The organism is Methylocystis sp. ATCC 49242 (assembly GCF_000188155.2).
Lineage (GTDB): Bacteria > Pseudomonadota > Alphaproteobacteria > Rhizobiales > Beijerinckiaceae > Methylocystis.
Map to the genome: position 1 here is coordinate 2,240,058 of NZ_KE124774.1, position 14,252 is coordinate 2,254,309.

15 protein-coding genes are annotated in these 14,252 nt (G+C 66.3%); 6 read left to right on the forward strand and 9 right to left on the reverse strand.

What is annotated here, in order from left to right:
- The first annotated feature begins 218 nt into the window (after positions 1 to 218).
- Complete coding sequence (locus MET49242_RS13020; RefSeq protein ID WP_036283392.1) at positions 219 to 749, forward strand: invasion associated locus B family protein; 531 nt, start codon at positions 219 to 221, stop codon at positions 747 to 749.
- A 19-nt stretch (positions 750 to 768) separates the two neighbouring features.
- Positions 769 to 1,377, forward strand: a complete 609-nt coding sequence (locus tag MET49242_RS13025) for a hypothetical protein (RefSeq protein WP_036283395.1) — start codon at positions 769 to 771, stop codon at positions 1,375 to 1,377.
- Between the two features lie 35 nt (positions 1,378 to 1,412).
- Here MET49242_RS13025 and MET49242_RS13030 read toward each other — a convergent pair whose 3' ends face one another.
- The 5 genes from MET49242_RS13030 to MET49242_RS13050 form a co-directional block, all read right to left on the reverse strand.
- The gene (locus MET49242_RS13030; RefSeq protein ID WP_036283398.1) at positions 1,413 to 1,889 is read right to left on the reverse strand and encodes an ATP F0F1 synthase subunit B; all 477 of its coding nucleotides are present in this window, start codon (positions 1,887 to 1,889) and stop codon (positions 1,413 to 1,415) included.
- Between the two features lie 13 nt (positions 1,890 to 1,902).
- Positions 1,903 to 2,502 (reverse strand): ATPase, encoded by a 600-nt coding sequence (locus MET49242_RS13035; RefSeq protein ID WP_144259619.1) that lies wholly within the window; start codon positions 2,500 to 2,502, stop codon positions 1,903 to 1,905.
- Positions 2,503 to 2,613: 111 nt separating this feature from the next.
- Positions 2,614 to 2,838, reverse strand: a complete 225-nt coding sequence (locus MET49242_RS13040) for a F0F1 ATP synthase subunit C (RefSeq protein ID WP_036283401.1) — start codon at positions 2,836 to 2,838, stop codon at positions 2,614 to 2,616.
- Positions 2,839 to 2,887: 49 nt separating this feature from the next.
- Positions 2,888 to 3,658 carry a F0F1 ATP synthase subunit A gene (locus tag MET49242_RS13045; protein WP_036288011.1) on the reverse strand — a complete coding sequence of 257 codons (771 nt, stop codon included), beginning with the start codon at positions 3,656 to 3,658 and terminating at the stop codon, positions 2,888 to 2,890.
- Positions 3,659 to 3,716: 58 nt separating this feature from the next.
- Positions 3,717 to 4,055 (reverse strand): AtpZ/AtpI family protein, encoded by a 339-nt coding sequence (locus tag MET49242_RS13050; RefSeq protein ID WP_036288014.1) that lies wholly within the window; start codon positions 4,053 to 4,055, stop codon positions 3,717 to 3,719.
- Between the two features lie 405 nt (positions 4,056 to 4,460).
- Here MET49242_RS13050 and MET49242_RS13055 point away from each other — a divergent pair, with 405 nt between their 5' ends.
- Positions 4,461 to 5,066, forward strand: a complete 606-nt coding sequence (locus tag MET49242_RS13055; RefSeq protein ID WP_036283404.1) for a CPBP family intramembrane glutamic endopeptidase — start codon at positions 4,461 to 4,463, stop codon at positions 5,064 to 5,066.
- A gap of 9 nt (positions 5,067 to 5,075) precedes the next feature.
- Here MET49242_RS13055 and MET49242_RS13060 read toward each other — a convergent pair whose 3' ends face one another.
- Positions 5,076 to 5,768, reverse strand: a complete 693-nt coding sequence (locus tag MET49242_RS13060) for a ceramidase domain-containing protein (RefSeq protein WP_371212527.1) — start codon at positions 5,766 to 5,768, stop codon at positions 5,076 to 5,078.
- Between the two features lie 81 nt (positions 5,769 to 5,849).
- On the reverse strand, positions 5,850 to 9,305 hold the full coding sequence (locus tag MET49242_RS13065) for a chromosome segregation SMC family protein (protein ID WP_036283407.1): 3,456 nt from the start codon (positions 9,303 to 9,305) through the stop codon (positions 5,850 to 5,852).
- Between the two features lie 213 nt (positions 9,306 to 9,518).
- Between MET49242_RS13065 and MET49242_RS13070 the strand changes: the two genes are divergently transcribed.
- A complete protein-coding gene (locus tag MET49242_RS13070; protein ID WP_036283409.1) occupies positions 9,519 to 10,091 on the forward strand; it encodes a gamma-glutamylcyclotransferase in 573 nt (190 codons plus the stop codon).
- Between the two features lie 93 nt (positions 10,092 to 10,184).
- On the opposite strand, the gene MET49242_RS13075 is transcribed toward MET49242_RS13070, so the two are convergent.
- Both MET49242_RS13075 and MET49242_RS13080 read right to left on the reverse strand, forming a co-directional pair.
- Positions 10,185 to 10,574 carry a hypothetical protein gene (locus MET49242_RS13075; protein WP_036288020.1) on the reverse strand — a complete coding sequence of 130 codons (390 nt, stop codon included), beginning with the start codon at positions 10,572 to 10,574 and terminating at the stop codon, positions 10,185 to 10,187.
- 337 nt (positions 10,575 to 10,911) lie between these two features.
- A complete protein-coding gene (locus tag MET49242_RS13080; RefSeq protein ID WP_036283414.1) occupies positions 10,912 to 11,847 on the reverse strand; it encodes a glycine--tRNA ligase subunit alpha in 936 nt (311 codons plus the stop codon).
- A 233-nt stretch (positions 11,848 to 12,080) separates the two neighbouring features.
- Here MET49242_RS13080 and MET49242_RS13085 point away from each other — a divergent pair, with 233 nt between their 5' ends.
- Both MET49242_RS13085 and MET49242_RS13090 read left to right on the forward strand, forming a co-directional pair.
- Complete coding sequence (locus tag MET49242_RS13085) at positions 12,081 to 13,154, forward strand: DUF2778 domain-containing protein (RefSeq protein WP_244430813.1); 1,074 nt, start codon at positions 12,081 to 12,083, stop codon at positions 13,152 to 13,154.
- Positions 13,154 to 14,221, forward strand: coding sequence for an alpha/beta hydrolase (locus MET49242_RS13090; protein WP_051134187.1), 1,068 nt, complete (start codon positions 13,154 to 13,156; stop codon positions 14,219 to 14,221). The genes MET49242_RS13085 and MET49242_RS13090 overlap by 1 nt, the downstream gene beginning before the upstream one ends.
- Positions 14,222 to 14,252: the final 31 nt, after the last annotated feature.

Sequence of the window (14,252 nt, forward strand, 5' to 3'; positions counted from 1 at the left end):
TCAAGCACAAACGCACGGCCCGCGCAATTGCTGCAGTGCGCGACTCTCATAGACAAATCGTCGCGGCGAAAAGGGTTCGGGAGCCCTGGACGGCCTCAGCCGCCCAGCTTGACAGTTCAAAGCCATTTGCTAGGCAACGGTGGCCCGCGCGACGCCGCGAACTGGCCGGTTTCTCGTCGCAGGATCGACGAATGAAGCAACCTGCTGCTGGAGCGATCATGAAGCTTTTGCGCGTAGTGAAGAAATGCGCCCCCTTGCGACAAACCGTCGCGGTCCTTTTCGCCGCAACCCTCGCGGCCTCCGGCGGCGAAAGCCTCGCGCAAGGCATCGTCAAATCCAAGTTCGGCGACTGGGAGATCCGCTGCGAGACACCGGCGGGCGCTTCCGCCGAGCAATGCGCGCTGATTCAGAGCGTCGTCGCCGAGGACAAGACCAATGTCAATCTCGTCGTCATCGTGCTGAAGACCAGCGATGGCAAGAGTCGCCTGCTGCGCGTGATCGCGCCGCTCGGCGTGTTGCTTCCCAACGGCCTTGGTCTGAAAATCGACGAAACGGACATTGGCCGCGCCGGCTTCGTGAAATGTCTGCCCACGGGTTGCGTCGCCGAAGTGGTGATGGACGACAAGCTCATCGACCAGATGAAGGGCGGCAAGACGGCGACCTTCATCATTCATCAGGTTCCCGAGGAGGGAATCGGCCTGCCGCTGACCCTTCAGGGCTTCAAGGAAGGTTTCGCCAAACTGCCGTAATGGAGCGGTTTCCAAAGACATGACGACTGCTTGCGCAAGATTTGCCGCCCTTGTGGTAGCGACGACATTGTCGGGCGCCGCCGCCGCGTTCGAATTGCCGAAGATCGGCGTTCCCCAGATATTGGGCGGCGGCTCGAAGGACGCGCCGCCCGCGCCCGGCGTGACGCCGGATTGTCCGGGCGTATTCATCGAGAATGACGCGGCGATGCTGCGATCTCCGGCGGACGCCGACAGCGCGAATGTGCGCTATCAGCTCTCGATAATTTCGACGGCGCGCGAATGCGTTGTCGAGGGCGACCGCCTGACGATCAAGATCGGCGTCGAAGGCGGCGCAGTCCTCGGTCCGCAGGGCGCGCCGGGTTCATACGGCGCGAATTTGCAGGTGATCGTGCGGAACGTTAAGGACGAGTCGGTCGCCTTCTCGAAAAACTACCGGGTGACAGCGACAATTCCGGGCGGCGCCTCGCGAGCCGATTTCCGTCTGCTTGCGGATCCGGTCAACGTGCCGGTGGTGAGCGCGCGCGCCCAGGACGATTACGAGATTCTCGTCGGCTTCACACAGGGCGCCGCAGAAAATATCGAAAAGCCTGCGCGCAAAAAGAAAAAGGGCCGGCGCCGCGGCGCCTGACCCTTCGTTCTTCAGACCGGTCGATGTCGCGCGCTTCAGTGAGCGAGCGATTTGACCTCGTTGATGCCGGCGGCCACGAAATCCTTGCCGGCGACGCCCTTTCTCAGCACGCCCTCGGCGATCCTGACCGCGGCGTCCGCGGCGGCGGCGCGCACTTCTGCGGCCGCCTGCGCCTCCGCCTGCGAGATCTTCTGCTCCACCTGCTTGACGCTGCGCGCCATGAACTCGTCGAGCCGGCGACGGCCCTCGGCGGCGATCAACTCCGCCTCCTCCTTCGCCTGCGCGACGATGGCCTTGGCTTCAGCCTCGGCGTCGGCGCGCTTCTTCTCGAAGGAGGCGAGCAGCGTCTCGGCCTCGGAGCGCAGACGCTCGGCCTCGGCGAGTTCGCTCTTGATGCGATTGATGCGCGCGTCGATCAGCGCTGCAAATTTGGAGTGGGCGCCGACCCACAGCAGCACGAGCACGAAGATCGTGAAGCCGACGGCGACGTAAAATTCTGCATCGAAGTGCATGGACGACGTCTCCTCAGTTCGACTTCACGGCGGAGCGGTATTCGGCGACGAGCTTGTTGACGTCGACCTTGGCGCCGGCGAGCTTCTCGATGATCGAGGCGGCGGCGTCGACGGCGATCTGTTCGACATTGCCGAGAGCCTGCGCCTTGGCGCTCGCGATGCGCTCCTCGGCGGCCCGGATCTTCTCGGCCGCCTGCGTCTCCGCGAGCGTCCGCTGGGCGGCGGCCTCATTCGCGATCTTCTGCTGGGCCTCGCGGCCGATCGCTTGCGCCTCTTCGCGACGCAGACGAAGATTTTCGTCATTGGCGGCGGCGGCGGCCTGGGCCTTCGCCTGCATATCGCGCGACGCGTCGAGATCGGCGGCGATCTTGTTCGCGCGGTTCTCGATGATGCCGCCGACGCGCGGCAGCGCGAGGCGCGACATGAGAATGTAGAGAACGCCGAAAATCAGGACGAGCCATACCAGCTGCGGCGCGAAATTCTCGGTCTGGAAGGGCGGAAAGAGGCCTTCGTGATGGGCTTCGCCACCCGGCGCGCCCACGGACTCGTGAGTCCCCTGGGTTTCCTGCTCGGCCTCGGCGGCGTGGGCGGAAGAGATGATCGCCATGGACATGATCCAAAGTCTTCGACGCGGCGCGCGGCTATAACGCGAGGCGCCTCTGCGAGGGGCGTACGGACGCAAGGCGCGCCGTGACGCGCGCCTCGCGAAGATTGCAAGAAAGCCTCAGGCCTTCAGATACAGCAGCAGCGCGATGACGAAGGCGAAGATGCCCAGGCCTTCGGCGAGCGCCGCGCCGATGATCGCGTTGGTGAACTGGCCGGCGGCCGCCGACGGATTGCGCAGGGCGCCGTTGACGAAGTTGCCGAAGATGAGGCCGACGCCGATCGCCGCAGCGCCGGTGCCGATGGCGGCGAGACCCGCGCCAACCAGTTGCATTTCAGAAGCCATGTTACTCTCCTGCTTTCTTTGAGGGGCGACTTTTATTGTTGGATGTTTATCAGTGGCCCGGATGAATCGCGTCGTTCAGATAGACGCAAGTGAGAACGCTGAACACGAAAGCCTGCAGACAGGCGACGAGCAACTCCAGCGCATAGAGCGCGACAATCGCGAGCAGCGGCACCGGCGCGAGCGCCGAATAGACGCCGCCAGCGGCCAGGAGCAGCACGACGAATCCGCCGAACACCGCGAGCGTCACGTGGCCCGCAAGGATGTTGGCGAAAAGACGAATTGAGAGCGAAACCGGGCGCGACAGGAAGGAGATGATCTCGATAGGAACGAGGATCACCAGCACCGGCAGCGGCACGCCATGCGGCACGAAGAGGTTAATGAAGCCGAGGCCGTTACGGTAGAAGCCGTAGGCGGTCACCAGCGTTATGACCAGCAGGGCGAAGGCGCCGGTCACGACGATCTGGCTCGTCACCGAATAGGTGTACGGGATGAGGCCGATCAGATTGGAGATGAGGATGAAAGAGAAGAGCGAGAAGACGAAGGGGAAGAACTTCATCCCTTCCTTGCCGGCGGTCGAGCGCACCGTATTGGCGACGAACTCGTAGAGCATCTCGGCGAGCGCCTGGAAGCGGCCCGGGACGATCGACTTGCGCGAGGTCGCAATGACCATCAGCAACACGACGCCCAGCGCGGCGAGCAACATATAGAGCGACGCATTGGTGAAGGAGGTCTCGACGCCCGCGATCTGGTGCGGGAAGTAGCGATGCAGTTCGAACTGCTCAATCGGATTGGGCTTCGAGGCAACTTCTTCCGCGCTCATCGTCATGCCCCGGACGTCTCCGCCCGGCCCTTGTATCGACGCTTCAGGGCGTCATGTTTCAACTGTCCTCGCCGGCCCCGCCTTTCGGCTTCGCCAAGCGATAAATGTTCCAAAACCCCGCCGCCACGCCGACGCCAAGCAGCAGGAGCAGCAGCCATGGACCCGTCCCGAGCCATTCATCGGCCTTCCAGCCGAGGAAGCCGCCGACGACGACCGCCGCGACAAACTCGGAAAAGGCGTTGAGCCCGACGCTCAGCGCCCGTGAGAGTCCGCGCCGCTCGACCGGGGCCTCCTGCGCGCTCTGCTCCTGTTCGCGCTTGCGCAACTCCGCAGCGAGCCGCTCGAGCCGAGCATTGAGCGCCGCCTGCTCCGCATTCTCCTTTTCCTCGTCGCTCATCGGCGTTCTCCGCCGCGCAAATTCGCGCGAAAAATCAACGAGGGCCGCGAGGGTGCGGGAGGTGAAAGTCCAGTCGTTCCGGGGACGGCGACGAAAAAACCCGGCCTTGCGGCCAAACCCTTTCGAGCCGCGCGCAACATATGGGCGGGGCAAGTTTTAGTCAAGGCGCGGCCTGAAAGCGTATGTCACTGAAATAAAAACAGATTTTGGCATGCGACATTTTTATGCTCGGTGACTTTTGTGCGGTTGCGAGCAAGCGCCGCGACGACGTCGCTGGGAGTAAGGGCCTCACCCCGCGGGCCGGCGTTCGCCCCGATGCGAAATTCTCCGCGGCCTGAGCGTCCCGGCGCTCCCGGATGAAGGAACCGCTTGGCGTGGCCCGGATCACGAATATGTTACAGCGTTATGACGCTTTTTCGCGATGTGCGGGCGATGTCGCCGCTGTTGGGTTTTTCGCTCCTTCTGCTTGCGCCGGCCATCGCGGTCCGTTCCGGCGCCCTGTCGTTCGACCTTCGTTTTGAAGCTTTGCTGATCGTTTCAGCCCTTTGCATTGGCGCTTACGTGCTCGCGGGCTTCTCCTCCTCGGAGCTCGGGCTGAGCACGCCATGGATCGCCCGTCACTGGGTCGGGGGAACCGCGCTTACCCTCGTCCTTGCCCTCGCGATCCTGCTGGAAGCGAATCTCGTCGCCGACCACAAGCCGCAGCCCGACTGGGCGGCCTTCGCCCCTTTTTATGTGCTCGTGTCGAGTCCCTGTCAGGAAGTCGTCTGCCGCGCCATTCCAAAACTGATCGCGGATCGCGCGCAAATGAGCGGGCGAAACTATGTTCTTTTTTCAGCGGCGGTTTTTTCGCTGATGCACTTCGCCTACGGCGATTCGCTGTTGCTGCTGAACACGTTCTTCGCCGGATTGGCCTGGGCGGCGGCCTATCTTGTCACGCGGAACATCTGGCCGCTCGTGGCCTCGCACGCCGCCATCGGCACGCTCGCCTTCTGGCTCGGCGTCGCATGAGCCGGCGCGTCACGCGGCGGCGCGCGGTCCGGCGAGAATGGCCGTGCGAAGCAGAAGCCAGAGGACGACGGCGTTCAGAACATGCCAGACGAAATGGACGCCGGGCGGAAAGGCGGCGCAAATGTCGCGATCGATCGTCCGGAAGACGAGAGAAACAAGGAACACGAAAGCCGCCCCCGTGAGACTCGCCGCCGCCCGGTGGCGACGCATGATTTCAGCCCGATCGCTCCCGCCCGCCCTCCAGAGCAGAGCCGCGAAAACCGCCAGCGCCGCTAGCGCCGGCAGATAACCGGCAGAGCCGTTCAATCCCTTTATTGACGCGTCGACCCAATAGGAGCCCAGGGCGAAGAGGAGCGTGATCCCGACCGCCACAGTCGTTTCGAGGCCGAACATCCGGCGCAGGGTCAGCAGAAAATAACCATAGATGAATAGCGAGATCGGGATGACGTCGAGCAGCATGGCCCCGCGCGTCGCAACCGTATGGAAAATGAAGCTTCCGACGCCCACGACGGCCGTGGCCAGTATCAGCGCGAGCGCGGGGTAATCGGCCTGCTCCTGCCGGCGCCAGAGGGTCAAGGCCGCCGTCGCCGCCAAAAGGAATGCGGCATTCGACAGCGCATTGAGCTGCTCCGCCCAGAAAGCGCCGCTCTGGCGCTCGCAATAGTCGATGACAGGTTCGCGCCAGTCCATGAGCGCCAGCATGCGGCCGGATTGCTACGATCGCGCGACGCCGCGTTGAAGAAAAAACGGCGGAGTCGAATGGCGCCGGGACAAGGCGCGGGATCAGCTCGCCAGCGCGAATTTCTCCGCCTGCTCCAGATCGACCGAGACGAGTTGCGAAATCCCGCGCTCGGCCTGCGTCACGCCGAACAGCCGATCCATTCGCGCCATGGTGATCGGATTATGGGTGATGGTCACGAAGCGCGTGTCGGTCTTCTTGCGCATCTCTTCGAGAAGGTCGCAGAAGCGTTCGACGTTCGAATCGTCGAGCGGCGCGTCCACCTCGTCCAGCACGCAGATCGGCGACGGGTTGGTGAGGAACACCGCGAAGATCAGCGACATGGCCGTCAGCGCCTGCTCTCCGCCCGAAAGCAGCGTCATCGTCTGCGGCTTCTTGCCCGGCGGGCGGGCGAGAATGTCGAGGCCGGCCTCCAGCGGATCGTCGCTTTCCACGAGCTGCAATTCCGCTGAGCCGCCGTCGAAGAGCAGCGTGAACAGCTCCTTGAAATGCGCATTGACCTTGTCGAAGGCGGCGAGGAGCCGTTCGCGGCCTTCCTTGTTGAGGCTCGCGATCGCGGAGCGCAGTTTCTTGATCGCCTCGTTGAGGTCGTCGCGCTCGGACATCATCTTCTCGCGCTGCGCCTCGATCTCGGTGAGTTCGTCCTCGGCGCGCAGATTCACGGCGCCGAGCCGCTCGCGATCGCCGCGCAATTCTTCGAGACGCTTCTCGATTTCAGCGATCTCGGGGAGTTCGTCCCCCTCCCTGATCCCTGCGAGTTCAGCCAGCGCGGCCGGCGTCGATTCGAGGTCGTGGGCGATGGCGCGCTCGACATCGGCGGCGCGCTGTCTGGCGGCTTCCAGCTGCGCCTCGCTTCGCGCCTTTTCCTCGCGGGCGGCGCTCATCGCGTCGAGCGCGGCGCGGGCGGCGCGATCGGATTCGGCAAGCCGCGTCTCGGCGGCGGCGCGGGCGTCCGAGGCGGAGCGGCGAGCGGCCTCGGCCTCCTCCAGCGCATTCATCAGCGCGCGGCGCTGTTGCACGAAGGCGTCGGGCGACTCGGCGAGGCGCTCCTGCTCCTCGCGCGCCGATTCGAGGCGCTCCTCCAGTTCGCCGATCCGGTCCTGCGCGCGGTCGCGGCGCTCGGCCCACGAGGCGATCTCGCGGGTGATGGCGGCGACGCGCGAGGCGCGGGCGTTGACCTCGTGGCGCAGGGCCGCGAGAGCCGCGCGGGCTTCCCCGGCCTGCGCGCGTTCGACCATGGCCCGGCTGCGCAGGCTCTCCAGCGCGCCGGCGAGAGAAGCCGGCTCTTCGAGCGCGTCCAGCGAGGCGGCGAGACTGTCGCGCTTCTGCACGGCCTCGTCACGATTGGCGAGAGTCTGCGCCTTGGCCTCCTCCAGAGCGGAGAGGCGCTGGCCGATCTGCGCCTGACGGCGCTCGGCGGCGCTGTGGCGCTCGCGCGCCTCCTCGAGCCGGACGCGGGCGCGGCGCTGCGCGTCACGCGCCTGGGCGTCGGCCATCGCGGCGAGGCGCGTGGCCTCGCGGGCGGCCTCGAGCTCCTCGGAGAGCGCATCCGCCTGCGCGCGGGCAAGCTCCGCTTCGGCGCGCAAATCTTCGAGGCGATTCTTTTCGACGAGGCGGCGGGCCGCGGCGGTCGGCGCCTCGGCGGCCTGAGTGAATCCGTCCCAGCGCCACAGATCGCCTTCCCTGGAGACGAGCCGCTGGCCGGGCTTCAGCAGTTTGCGCAGACTTTCGCCCTCGCCCCGCAGCACGACCCCGATCTGGGCGAGACGGCGGCGCAGCGCGGCCGGGGCCTGAACCATCTCCCCGAGCGGGCGCACGCCGCTGGGCAGGGCCGGATCGCCGGCGTCCGAGGTGAGCGCCCAATGGGCCGGCGCGGAAGTCTCCGCCGAGGCGTCAAGATCGTCGCCGAGCGCGGCGCCGAGCGCGGTCTCGTAACCTTTCTCGACCGTCACGCTCTCGACGACGGGAGCCCAAAGGCCGCCCGAACCCGACTGCAGGAGATTTTCGAGCGTGCGGACCTCCGTTTCGAGCCGCTGCGCCCGCAACGTCGCCTGCTCCATGGGCTGGCGCGCGGCGGACTCGGCCTCGCGCGCGTCGCGCTGGGCCTCCTCCGCCATCTGCGCGGTCTCGTCCGCGGCCCGCGCCTCCTCGACCGCCATCTCGAAAGCTTCGGCGAGGCGGGCCGCTTCTTCGGCGCCGCCGCCCTGCCCCGCGATGAGCGCGAATTCCGTATCGAGCCGGGTCAGTTCGGCCTCGAAGCGGGCGACGCGCTGATTCTCGTCACGCAGCGCAGTTTCGATCGCCGCGCGTCTGGCGTTGACGCCGGCGAGCTGTTCCTGGGCGTCGCCGAGCGCGGCCTCCGTTTCGGCGAGCGCCGACTCGATTTCGGCGAGGCGCTCGCGAGCTTCCTGCTCGCGGCCCCCATCCTGCGAATCGGCGCCGATGAGCTCCTCGCGCTCATCCTCGAGCCGCTGCGCGACCTGCGCCGCGTCCTCGATCAGCGCACGCTCGCGCTCGAGATCGCGCGCGAACTGCTCGATATGGCGGGTGAGTTCGGTGACGCGGTCTCTGGCGCGCTGCTCGTCCGCCTCCAGCGCCTGGCGCGCGGCGACGAGACGATGCACGGCGGCGCCGGCCTCGGCCTCCCTCTCGCGCAAGGCCGGCAGTTCATGGGCGGCGATCGCCTGGAATTTCGCGGCCTCAGCCTGCTCGAGCGTGCGGGCCTGAACATTGCGCAGATCGGCCTCGAGCTTCTGGGCCGCGTCGCGCAGCTGGTCGGTCGCGATCTGATAGGAGACGAGAGCGGCGAGCGCCTCGTTCTGACGGATTTTCGCTGCGAGGTCGCGGTAGCGCGAGGCCTGCCGCGCCTGGCGCTTCAGACTGTCGGACTGACTTTCGACCTGTTTCAGCACGTCTTCCAGACGCGTGAGATTTTCCGAGGCGGCGTTGAGGCGCAGCTCCGCCTCGTGCCGGCGGGAATGGAGGCCCGCGACGCCGGCGGCGTCCTCGAGAATACGGCGGCGCGCCTGAGGCTTGGCCGAGATGATCTCGCCGATCTGACCCTGCCGCACGAGAGAGGGCGAGCGCGCGCCGGTCGCCGCGTCGGCGAAGAGCAGTTGCACGTCGCGCGCGCGCACTTCCTTGCCGTTGATGCGATAGTTCGAGCCTTGCTCGCGCTCGATGCGGCGCGTGACCTCGATCGAATCGGAGTCGTTGAAGGCCGCCGGCGCCAAGCGCTGCGAATTGTCGAGGACGAGGCCGACTTCCGCGAAATTGCGCGCCGGACGCGAGCCGCCGCCCGAGAAAATTACGTCATCCATGCCGGACGCGCGCATGTTCTTGTAAGAGTTCTCGCCCATCACCCAGCGCAGCGCCTCGACGAGATTCGACTTGCCGCAGCCGTTCGGCCCGACAACGCCGGTCAGGCCCGGCTCGATCAGGAAATCGGTCGGTTCGCAGAAGCTCTTGAAACCCAGAAGGCGAAGGCGCTCGAATTTCATGGGATCAGAGCGCCACAAAAGAATGGTGAAAGCAAGAAATCGGCCGCAATATGTTGTGGGTACGCCGCCCCCGATCGTCGATCCATGGGCGGTTGCGACGCTTCTCCACAGGTTTTTGTTGCGCCGCGCAACAAGGCCCGAAAAAATAGGCGCGGGACGAGAGGGCGAATCACCTCCCTCTTTGTCATGTTTGCGCGGACGACACGGCAAGGCATGGGCTCACTGGACCTGACCGGCGACGACGACCTCTGGGTTTTTGGCTATGGTTCGCTGATGTGGCGGCCCGGCTTCGACTTCATCGAGAGCGCGCTGGCCTGGGTCCACGGCTATCACCGATCCCTCTGCATTTTCTCCCATGTCCACCGCGGCACGCCCGAGCGGCCGGGTCTCGTGCTCGGCCTCGACCGCGGCGGCTCGTGCCAGGGCGTGGCGTTCCGCGTCGCGGGCCGTGATCGCGAAAAGACCGTCGCCTATCTTCGCGAGCGGGAGCTCGTCACCTCGGTTTATCTTGAAAAGACAGTGGGCGTGCGTTTCGCGGAAGGCGGCTGCGCCAACGCGCTGGCCTATGTCGTCGACCGCAGCCATTGCCAATACGCCGGCCGCCTGCCCTATGAGGAGATGACCCGGCTGATCGCCGAGGGAGTCGGAGTCAACGGCGACAACCCCGCCTATGTCCGCAACACATATGAGCATCTGCTGCAGCTCGACATCCATGACGCGGAGCTGGCGGAAATCGTGAAGCGGCTCGACGGCGCGTCCTGCAGGATGGCGCCGGCGCCGCTCTGACCGGCGCAAAAAAGGCCGGGGACGAGCCCCGGCCAATGAGACGCCGTTACAACGCTCACGCAACGACGCAAGGCACCGGACGCACGCAACGACTCAACTCAACAGAGACCCCGCGAGATCGCGCAGCGCCTCGGGATCGGTGGTGAAATGCACATGCCATTCGGAGATCCGCAGCTGCCGCGCCATCTCCCGCAGCGACCCTCGCGCGCGCCCCTCTCTCGCCTGGAACACGCAGACCGGCCGCGCCGTGACGCCCTCCCGCGCCACGCCGATGACGATCCCGCTCGTCACATCCGCGATGAAGCCTTCCTCTCCGCTCTGGAACACCGAGCAGACGTAACGCTGGCCGGAGAGACCGCGCCACGAGAAGAAGCGATTGCGCAGGACGTCTGATTCGACGAGAGAATCAAGCTCCTGGCCACGCGCGGACGGAGACTTGCGGCCAATGCGCAACGACGAAATCGGAGTGGCGAACCGTTGCATGACGACCCCAGCGATCGGGAGCAAACACAGAACATGAATGGAACAAACGCGATACAAAGTCAAGACGCGCGCCCGTCCGGTCGCCCGGGTTCCTGAAAGGCCCCGAACGAGCGCGCTCCGCGTCGCTTTTTGCTCAGCGCCGCGAGACGGTTAACCCGTCTCGCCCGCCGTTATGCCGCGGAACGCCGGGACGCGATGTGCGCCAGCGCTCATGACGAGCTGTCTACTTGCGAATTGGCGAGCGAGCCCGCCTTACGCAAGCTTGACTGCACACAAAACGCGCGGCTGCGACAATTGTTCGCGGCGGTAAATAAATTTTTTAGCTTTTTTGGGCGGGTCAGCCGTTCGCGCCGCCGCCCGCTGTGCGCAGCCAGGCGGCGCCGCAGGCCTTGGCGAGTTCGCGCACGCGCAGAATATAGCTCTGCCGCTCGGTGACGGAGATCACGCCGCGCGCGTCGAGCAGGTTGAAGGCGTGGCTGGCCTTGATGCACTGGTCATAGGCCGGCAGCGCCATGAGGTGCTTCTCGTCGCCGGAGCCCGCGCCGAATTCGAGCAGCCGCGCGCATTCCGCCTCGGCGTCCCTGAAATCCTCGAAGAGCTTCGACGTGTCGGCGGCCTCGAAATTGTGGCGCGAATATTCCTGCTCGGCCTGCAGGAAGACGTCGCCGTAAGTGACCTTCTCCGCCCCTTCGCGGCCGTTGAAATTCAGATCCATGATGCTGTCGACGCCCTGCAGATAACAGGCGAGGCGCTCCAGCCCATAGGTGAGTTCGCCCGCGACCGGCGCGCATTCGAAGCCCGCGACCTGCTGGAAATAGGTGAACTGCGAGACCTCCATGCCGTCGCACCAGCACTCCCAGCCAAGCCCCCAGGCGCCGAGCGTCGGGCTCTCCCAGTCGTCCTCTACGAAGCGGATGTCGTGGAGGCGCGAATCGAGGCCGATGGCGGCGAGCGAGGCGAGATAGAGCTCCTGCAGGTCCGGCGGCGAGGGCTTCAGGATCACCTGAAACTGATAATAGTGCTGCACGCGATTGGGGTTCTCGCCATAGCGCCCGTCCTTGGGCCGGCGGCAGGGCTGCGCATAGGCCGCGCGCCACGGCTTGGGCCCCAGCGCCCGCAGCGTGGTGGCCGGATGAAAGGTCGCCGCGCCCATCTCCATGTCATAGGGCTGCACGATGACGCAGCCCTGCGCCGCCCAGAAATTCTGCAGGGTGAGAATCAGGCCCTGGAAGGAGCGCGTGGGGGAGAGATAGGGGGAGTCGGCGGCGGGCATGAAGTGTTCCTGATCGAGAATTGGCGCGCAAGTTATTGCCGTCGAAGGACGCCGGTCAACAGCCGTCCCTTCATGGAGCCGAAACCATGGCGTGCGCCGAACTTTCATCCGCGTGATCGGAGTCCAGTGAAACGTCCGCGACAATTTGCAGCAAATCATCGGGTCGAGCAAAAGCCTTTGGAAACTATTCCTCAATTCATGCGCGCTATCCGTAGCGTATGCGTAACGAAGTCTTGTATCCTCGCGTTTCTGCCCGTCGCAGACTTCCCCGGGTCATCCCCGCTCTCGGCGCCCTCGCCCTCAGCCTCTCGGCGGGCGTCCTGCTTCTCCCGCGCGCGACGGCCGACGCCGCGCCGGACGCCAAGCCCGCGCAGGCGAGTGCTCCCCTCCTTCGCGGCTCGCTGCTGGCCGATCTCGGCCCGCATAAGCCGACAGCCTTTGCGCCGCGCGGCGCGGGCGTGAAGCCGCAGACCGCTTTCGTCGCGCCGACACCCCCCGTGCGGCCCGCGCAATTGCAGAATGTGACGACCGCCGCCGTCGTCGAGACGGCGCCCGAAGCCGCGGCGGACACGCCCCTGCCGCCGCGCCGGCCAGCCGAATACAGCGTCGCGAGCCGCGCGCCGGAGCAGAGCGTTGTCGCGCGCCGCCCGGAGCCGCAGCAGGAGCCAACGCCCGTCGCCCCGACCCGTCTGGCGCTTCCCGCGCAGCCGCCGCGCCAGATCGCCCGCACCACCGTCGTTCCCGCCTCGCCCTCGGACGGGCGGAGCTTTTTCGAGCGTCTGTTCGGCGGCGCGCCGCAGGCGGCGGCGCCCCAGTCGGTCAGCCGCCGCGCGCCTCAGGCGCTCGCCTACGCCGCGCCGGATGCGGGCGGGCTGTTCGGCGGCCTGCACAGCGCCGTCGCGCCGGTCAATCCGGCCGCGCGTTACGACCGCCTGACCGCCGTCTACGACATTTCGGCGCGCACGGTTTACCTCCCCAACGGCCAGCGGCTCGAGGCGCATTCGGGCCTCGGCGCCATGCTGGACGACCCGCGCTACGTCCATGTGCGGATGCGCGGCGCGACGCCGCCGCATGTCTATGAGCTGACGCCGCGCGAGGCGCTGTTCCATGGCGTCGAGGCCCTGCGCCTCAATCCCGTCGGCGGCGCCGGAGCGATCCACGGCCGCGCCGGGCTGCTGGCGCACACCTTCATGCTCGGCCCCAACGGCGATTCGAACGGCTGCGTCTCCTTCCGCGACTACAACGCCTTCCTGCGCGCCTACAAGAATGGCGAGGTCAGGCGGCTAGCGGTCGTGGCGCATCTGTGATGGTGTCGAGAGAGGCTTCGCGCGCGAAGGCGGCGCGCTGCGCAGTCGTTTCCCTGTGTCTCCTCGTCGGCGCCGCCCGCGCGCAGGAAAATGTCTGGTCCATCGGTCCGCGCAGCCTGCCGCCGCCCGCAAATGCCAGCGAGGCGCTGCGCAAGACGCTCGCCGCTATGCCGACGCCCGACCTCTCCGCCGCGAGGAAAGCGCCGGCCACGACCGAGGAATGGAAGGCGCAGATCGCGGCCGCTGACGCCGAGGGGGCGAAGCTCTCGCAGGATATGGCGAAGATCACCGGTGTCGCGGTCGCGGAAGACACGATCGCGGGCGTGAAGGTCTACCGCCTCACCCCGCCGAAGATCGCGCCGGAGCACAGGAACCAGCTTTTCCTGCATATTCACGGCGGCGCATGGGCGTTCAACGGCGGCATGGCCGCCGTGGGCGAAGGCGTCGAGATCGCGGCGAAGCTCGGCATTCCCGTGATCTCGATCGACTACCGGCGCCCGCCCGACTTCCCGGCCCCGGCCGCGATGGACGACATCGTCGCGGTTTACGCCGACATCGTGAAGACCCGCCGTCCCGCGCGGATCGCGATGGGCGGCACGTCGGCTGGCGGCAATCTTGCGCTGGTCGCGACGTTGCGGCTGAAGGACCTTGGCCTGCCGCTTCCCGCCGCCATTTTCGCGGGAACGCCGGTGGTCGACATGAACAAGACGGGCGACAGCCGCTTTCTCAACGACGGCGTGGACCCCGGCCTGACATGGGACGGCCTCATCGCCGGCGCCGCGAAGATCTATGCGGGCGAAAGGAGCTATGACGATCCCTATCTCTCGCCGATCCGCGCCGATGTGAGCGGCTTTCCGCCGACCTATCTCGTCACCGGCACGCGCGACCTGTTGCTGAGCGACACCGTGCTGATTCATGCGAAGCTGCGCGAGGCGGGCGTCGACGCCGATCTGCATGTCTATGAAGGCATCGCGCATGCAGACTATGCGAAACTGTTCAATACGCCGGAATCCGCCCGGCATTATGCCGAGCTGAAAGCATTCGTCCTGCGCCATCTCTCGAAATAGGCGCGGCGCCGCCCGAGCGACGCCGGGCGCG

What these genes read in the sequence shown, in the direction of transcription:
- MET49242_RS13080 (WP_036283414.1), bottom strand. Translation starts at nt 11,847, where the DNA reads ATGCCCGCCGCCGACTCCCCCTATCTCTCCCCCACGCGCTCCTTCCAG.
- MET49242_RS13035 (WP_144259619.1), bottom strand. Translation starts at nt 2,502, where the DNA reads ATGTCCATGGCGATCATCTCTTCCGCCCACGCCGCCGAGGCCGAGCAG.
- MET49242_RS13040 (WP_036283401.1), bottom strand. Translation starts at nt 2,838, where the DNA reads ATGGCTTCTGAAATGCAACTGGTTGGCGCGGGTCTCGCCGCCATCGGC.
- MET49242_RS13075 (WP_036288020.1), bottom strand. Translation starts at nt 10,574, where the DNA reads ATGCAACGGTTCGCCACTCCGATTTCGTCGTTGCGCATTGGCCGCAAG.
- MET49242_RS13050 (WP_036288014.1), bottom strand. Translation starts at nt 4,055, where the DNA reads ATGAGCGACGAGGAAAAGGAGAATGCGGAGCAGGCGGCGCTCAATGCT.
- MET49242_RS13030 (WP_036283398.1), bottom strand. Translation starts at nt 1,889, where the DNA reads ATGCACTTCGATGCAGAATTTTACGTCGCCGTCGGCTTCACGATCTTC.
- MET49242_RS13090 (WP_051134187.1), top strand. Translation starts at nt 13,154, where the DNA reads ATGGTGTCGAGAGAGGCTTCGCGCGCGAAGGCGGCGCGCTGCGCAGTC.
- MET49242_RS13060 (WP_371212527.1), bottom strand. Translation starts at nt 5,768, where the DNA reads ATGCTGGCGCTCATGGACTGGCGCGAACCTGTCATCGACTATTGCGAG.
- MET49242_RS13020 (WP_036283392.1), top strand. Translation starts at nt 219, where the DNA reads ATGAAGCTTTTGCGCGTAGTGAAGAAATGCGCCCCCTTGCGACAAACC.
- MET49242_RS13025 (WP_036283395.1), top strand. Translation starts at nt 769, where the DNA reads ATGACGACTGCTTGCGCAAGATTTGCCGCCCTTGTGGTAGCGACGACA.
- MET49242_RS13065 (WP_036283407.1), bottom strand. Translation starts at nt 9,305, where the DNA reads ATGAAATTCGAGCGCCTTCGCCTTCTGGGTTTCAAGAGCTTCTGCGAA.
- MET49242_RS13070 (WP_036283409.1), top strand. Translation starts at nt 9,519, where the DNA reads ATGGGCTCACTGGACCTGACCGGCGACGACGACCTCTGGGTTTTTGGC.
- MET49242_RS13045 (WP_036288011.1), bottom strand. Translation starts at nt 3,658, where the DNA reads ATGAGCGCGGAAGAAGTTGCCTCGAAGCCCAATCCGATTGAGCAGTTC.
- MET49242_RS13055 (WP_036283404.1), top strand. Translation starts at nt 4,461, where the DNA reads ATGACGCTTTTTCGCGATGTGCGGGCGATGTCGCCGCTGTTGGGTTTT.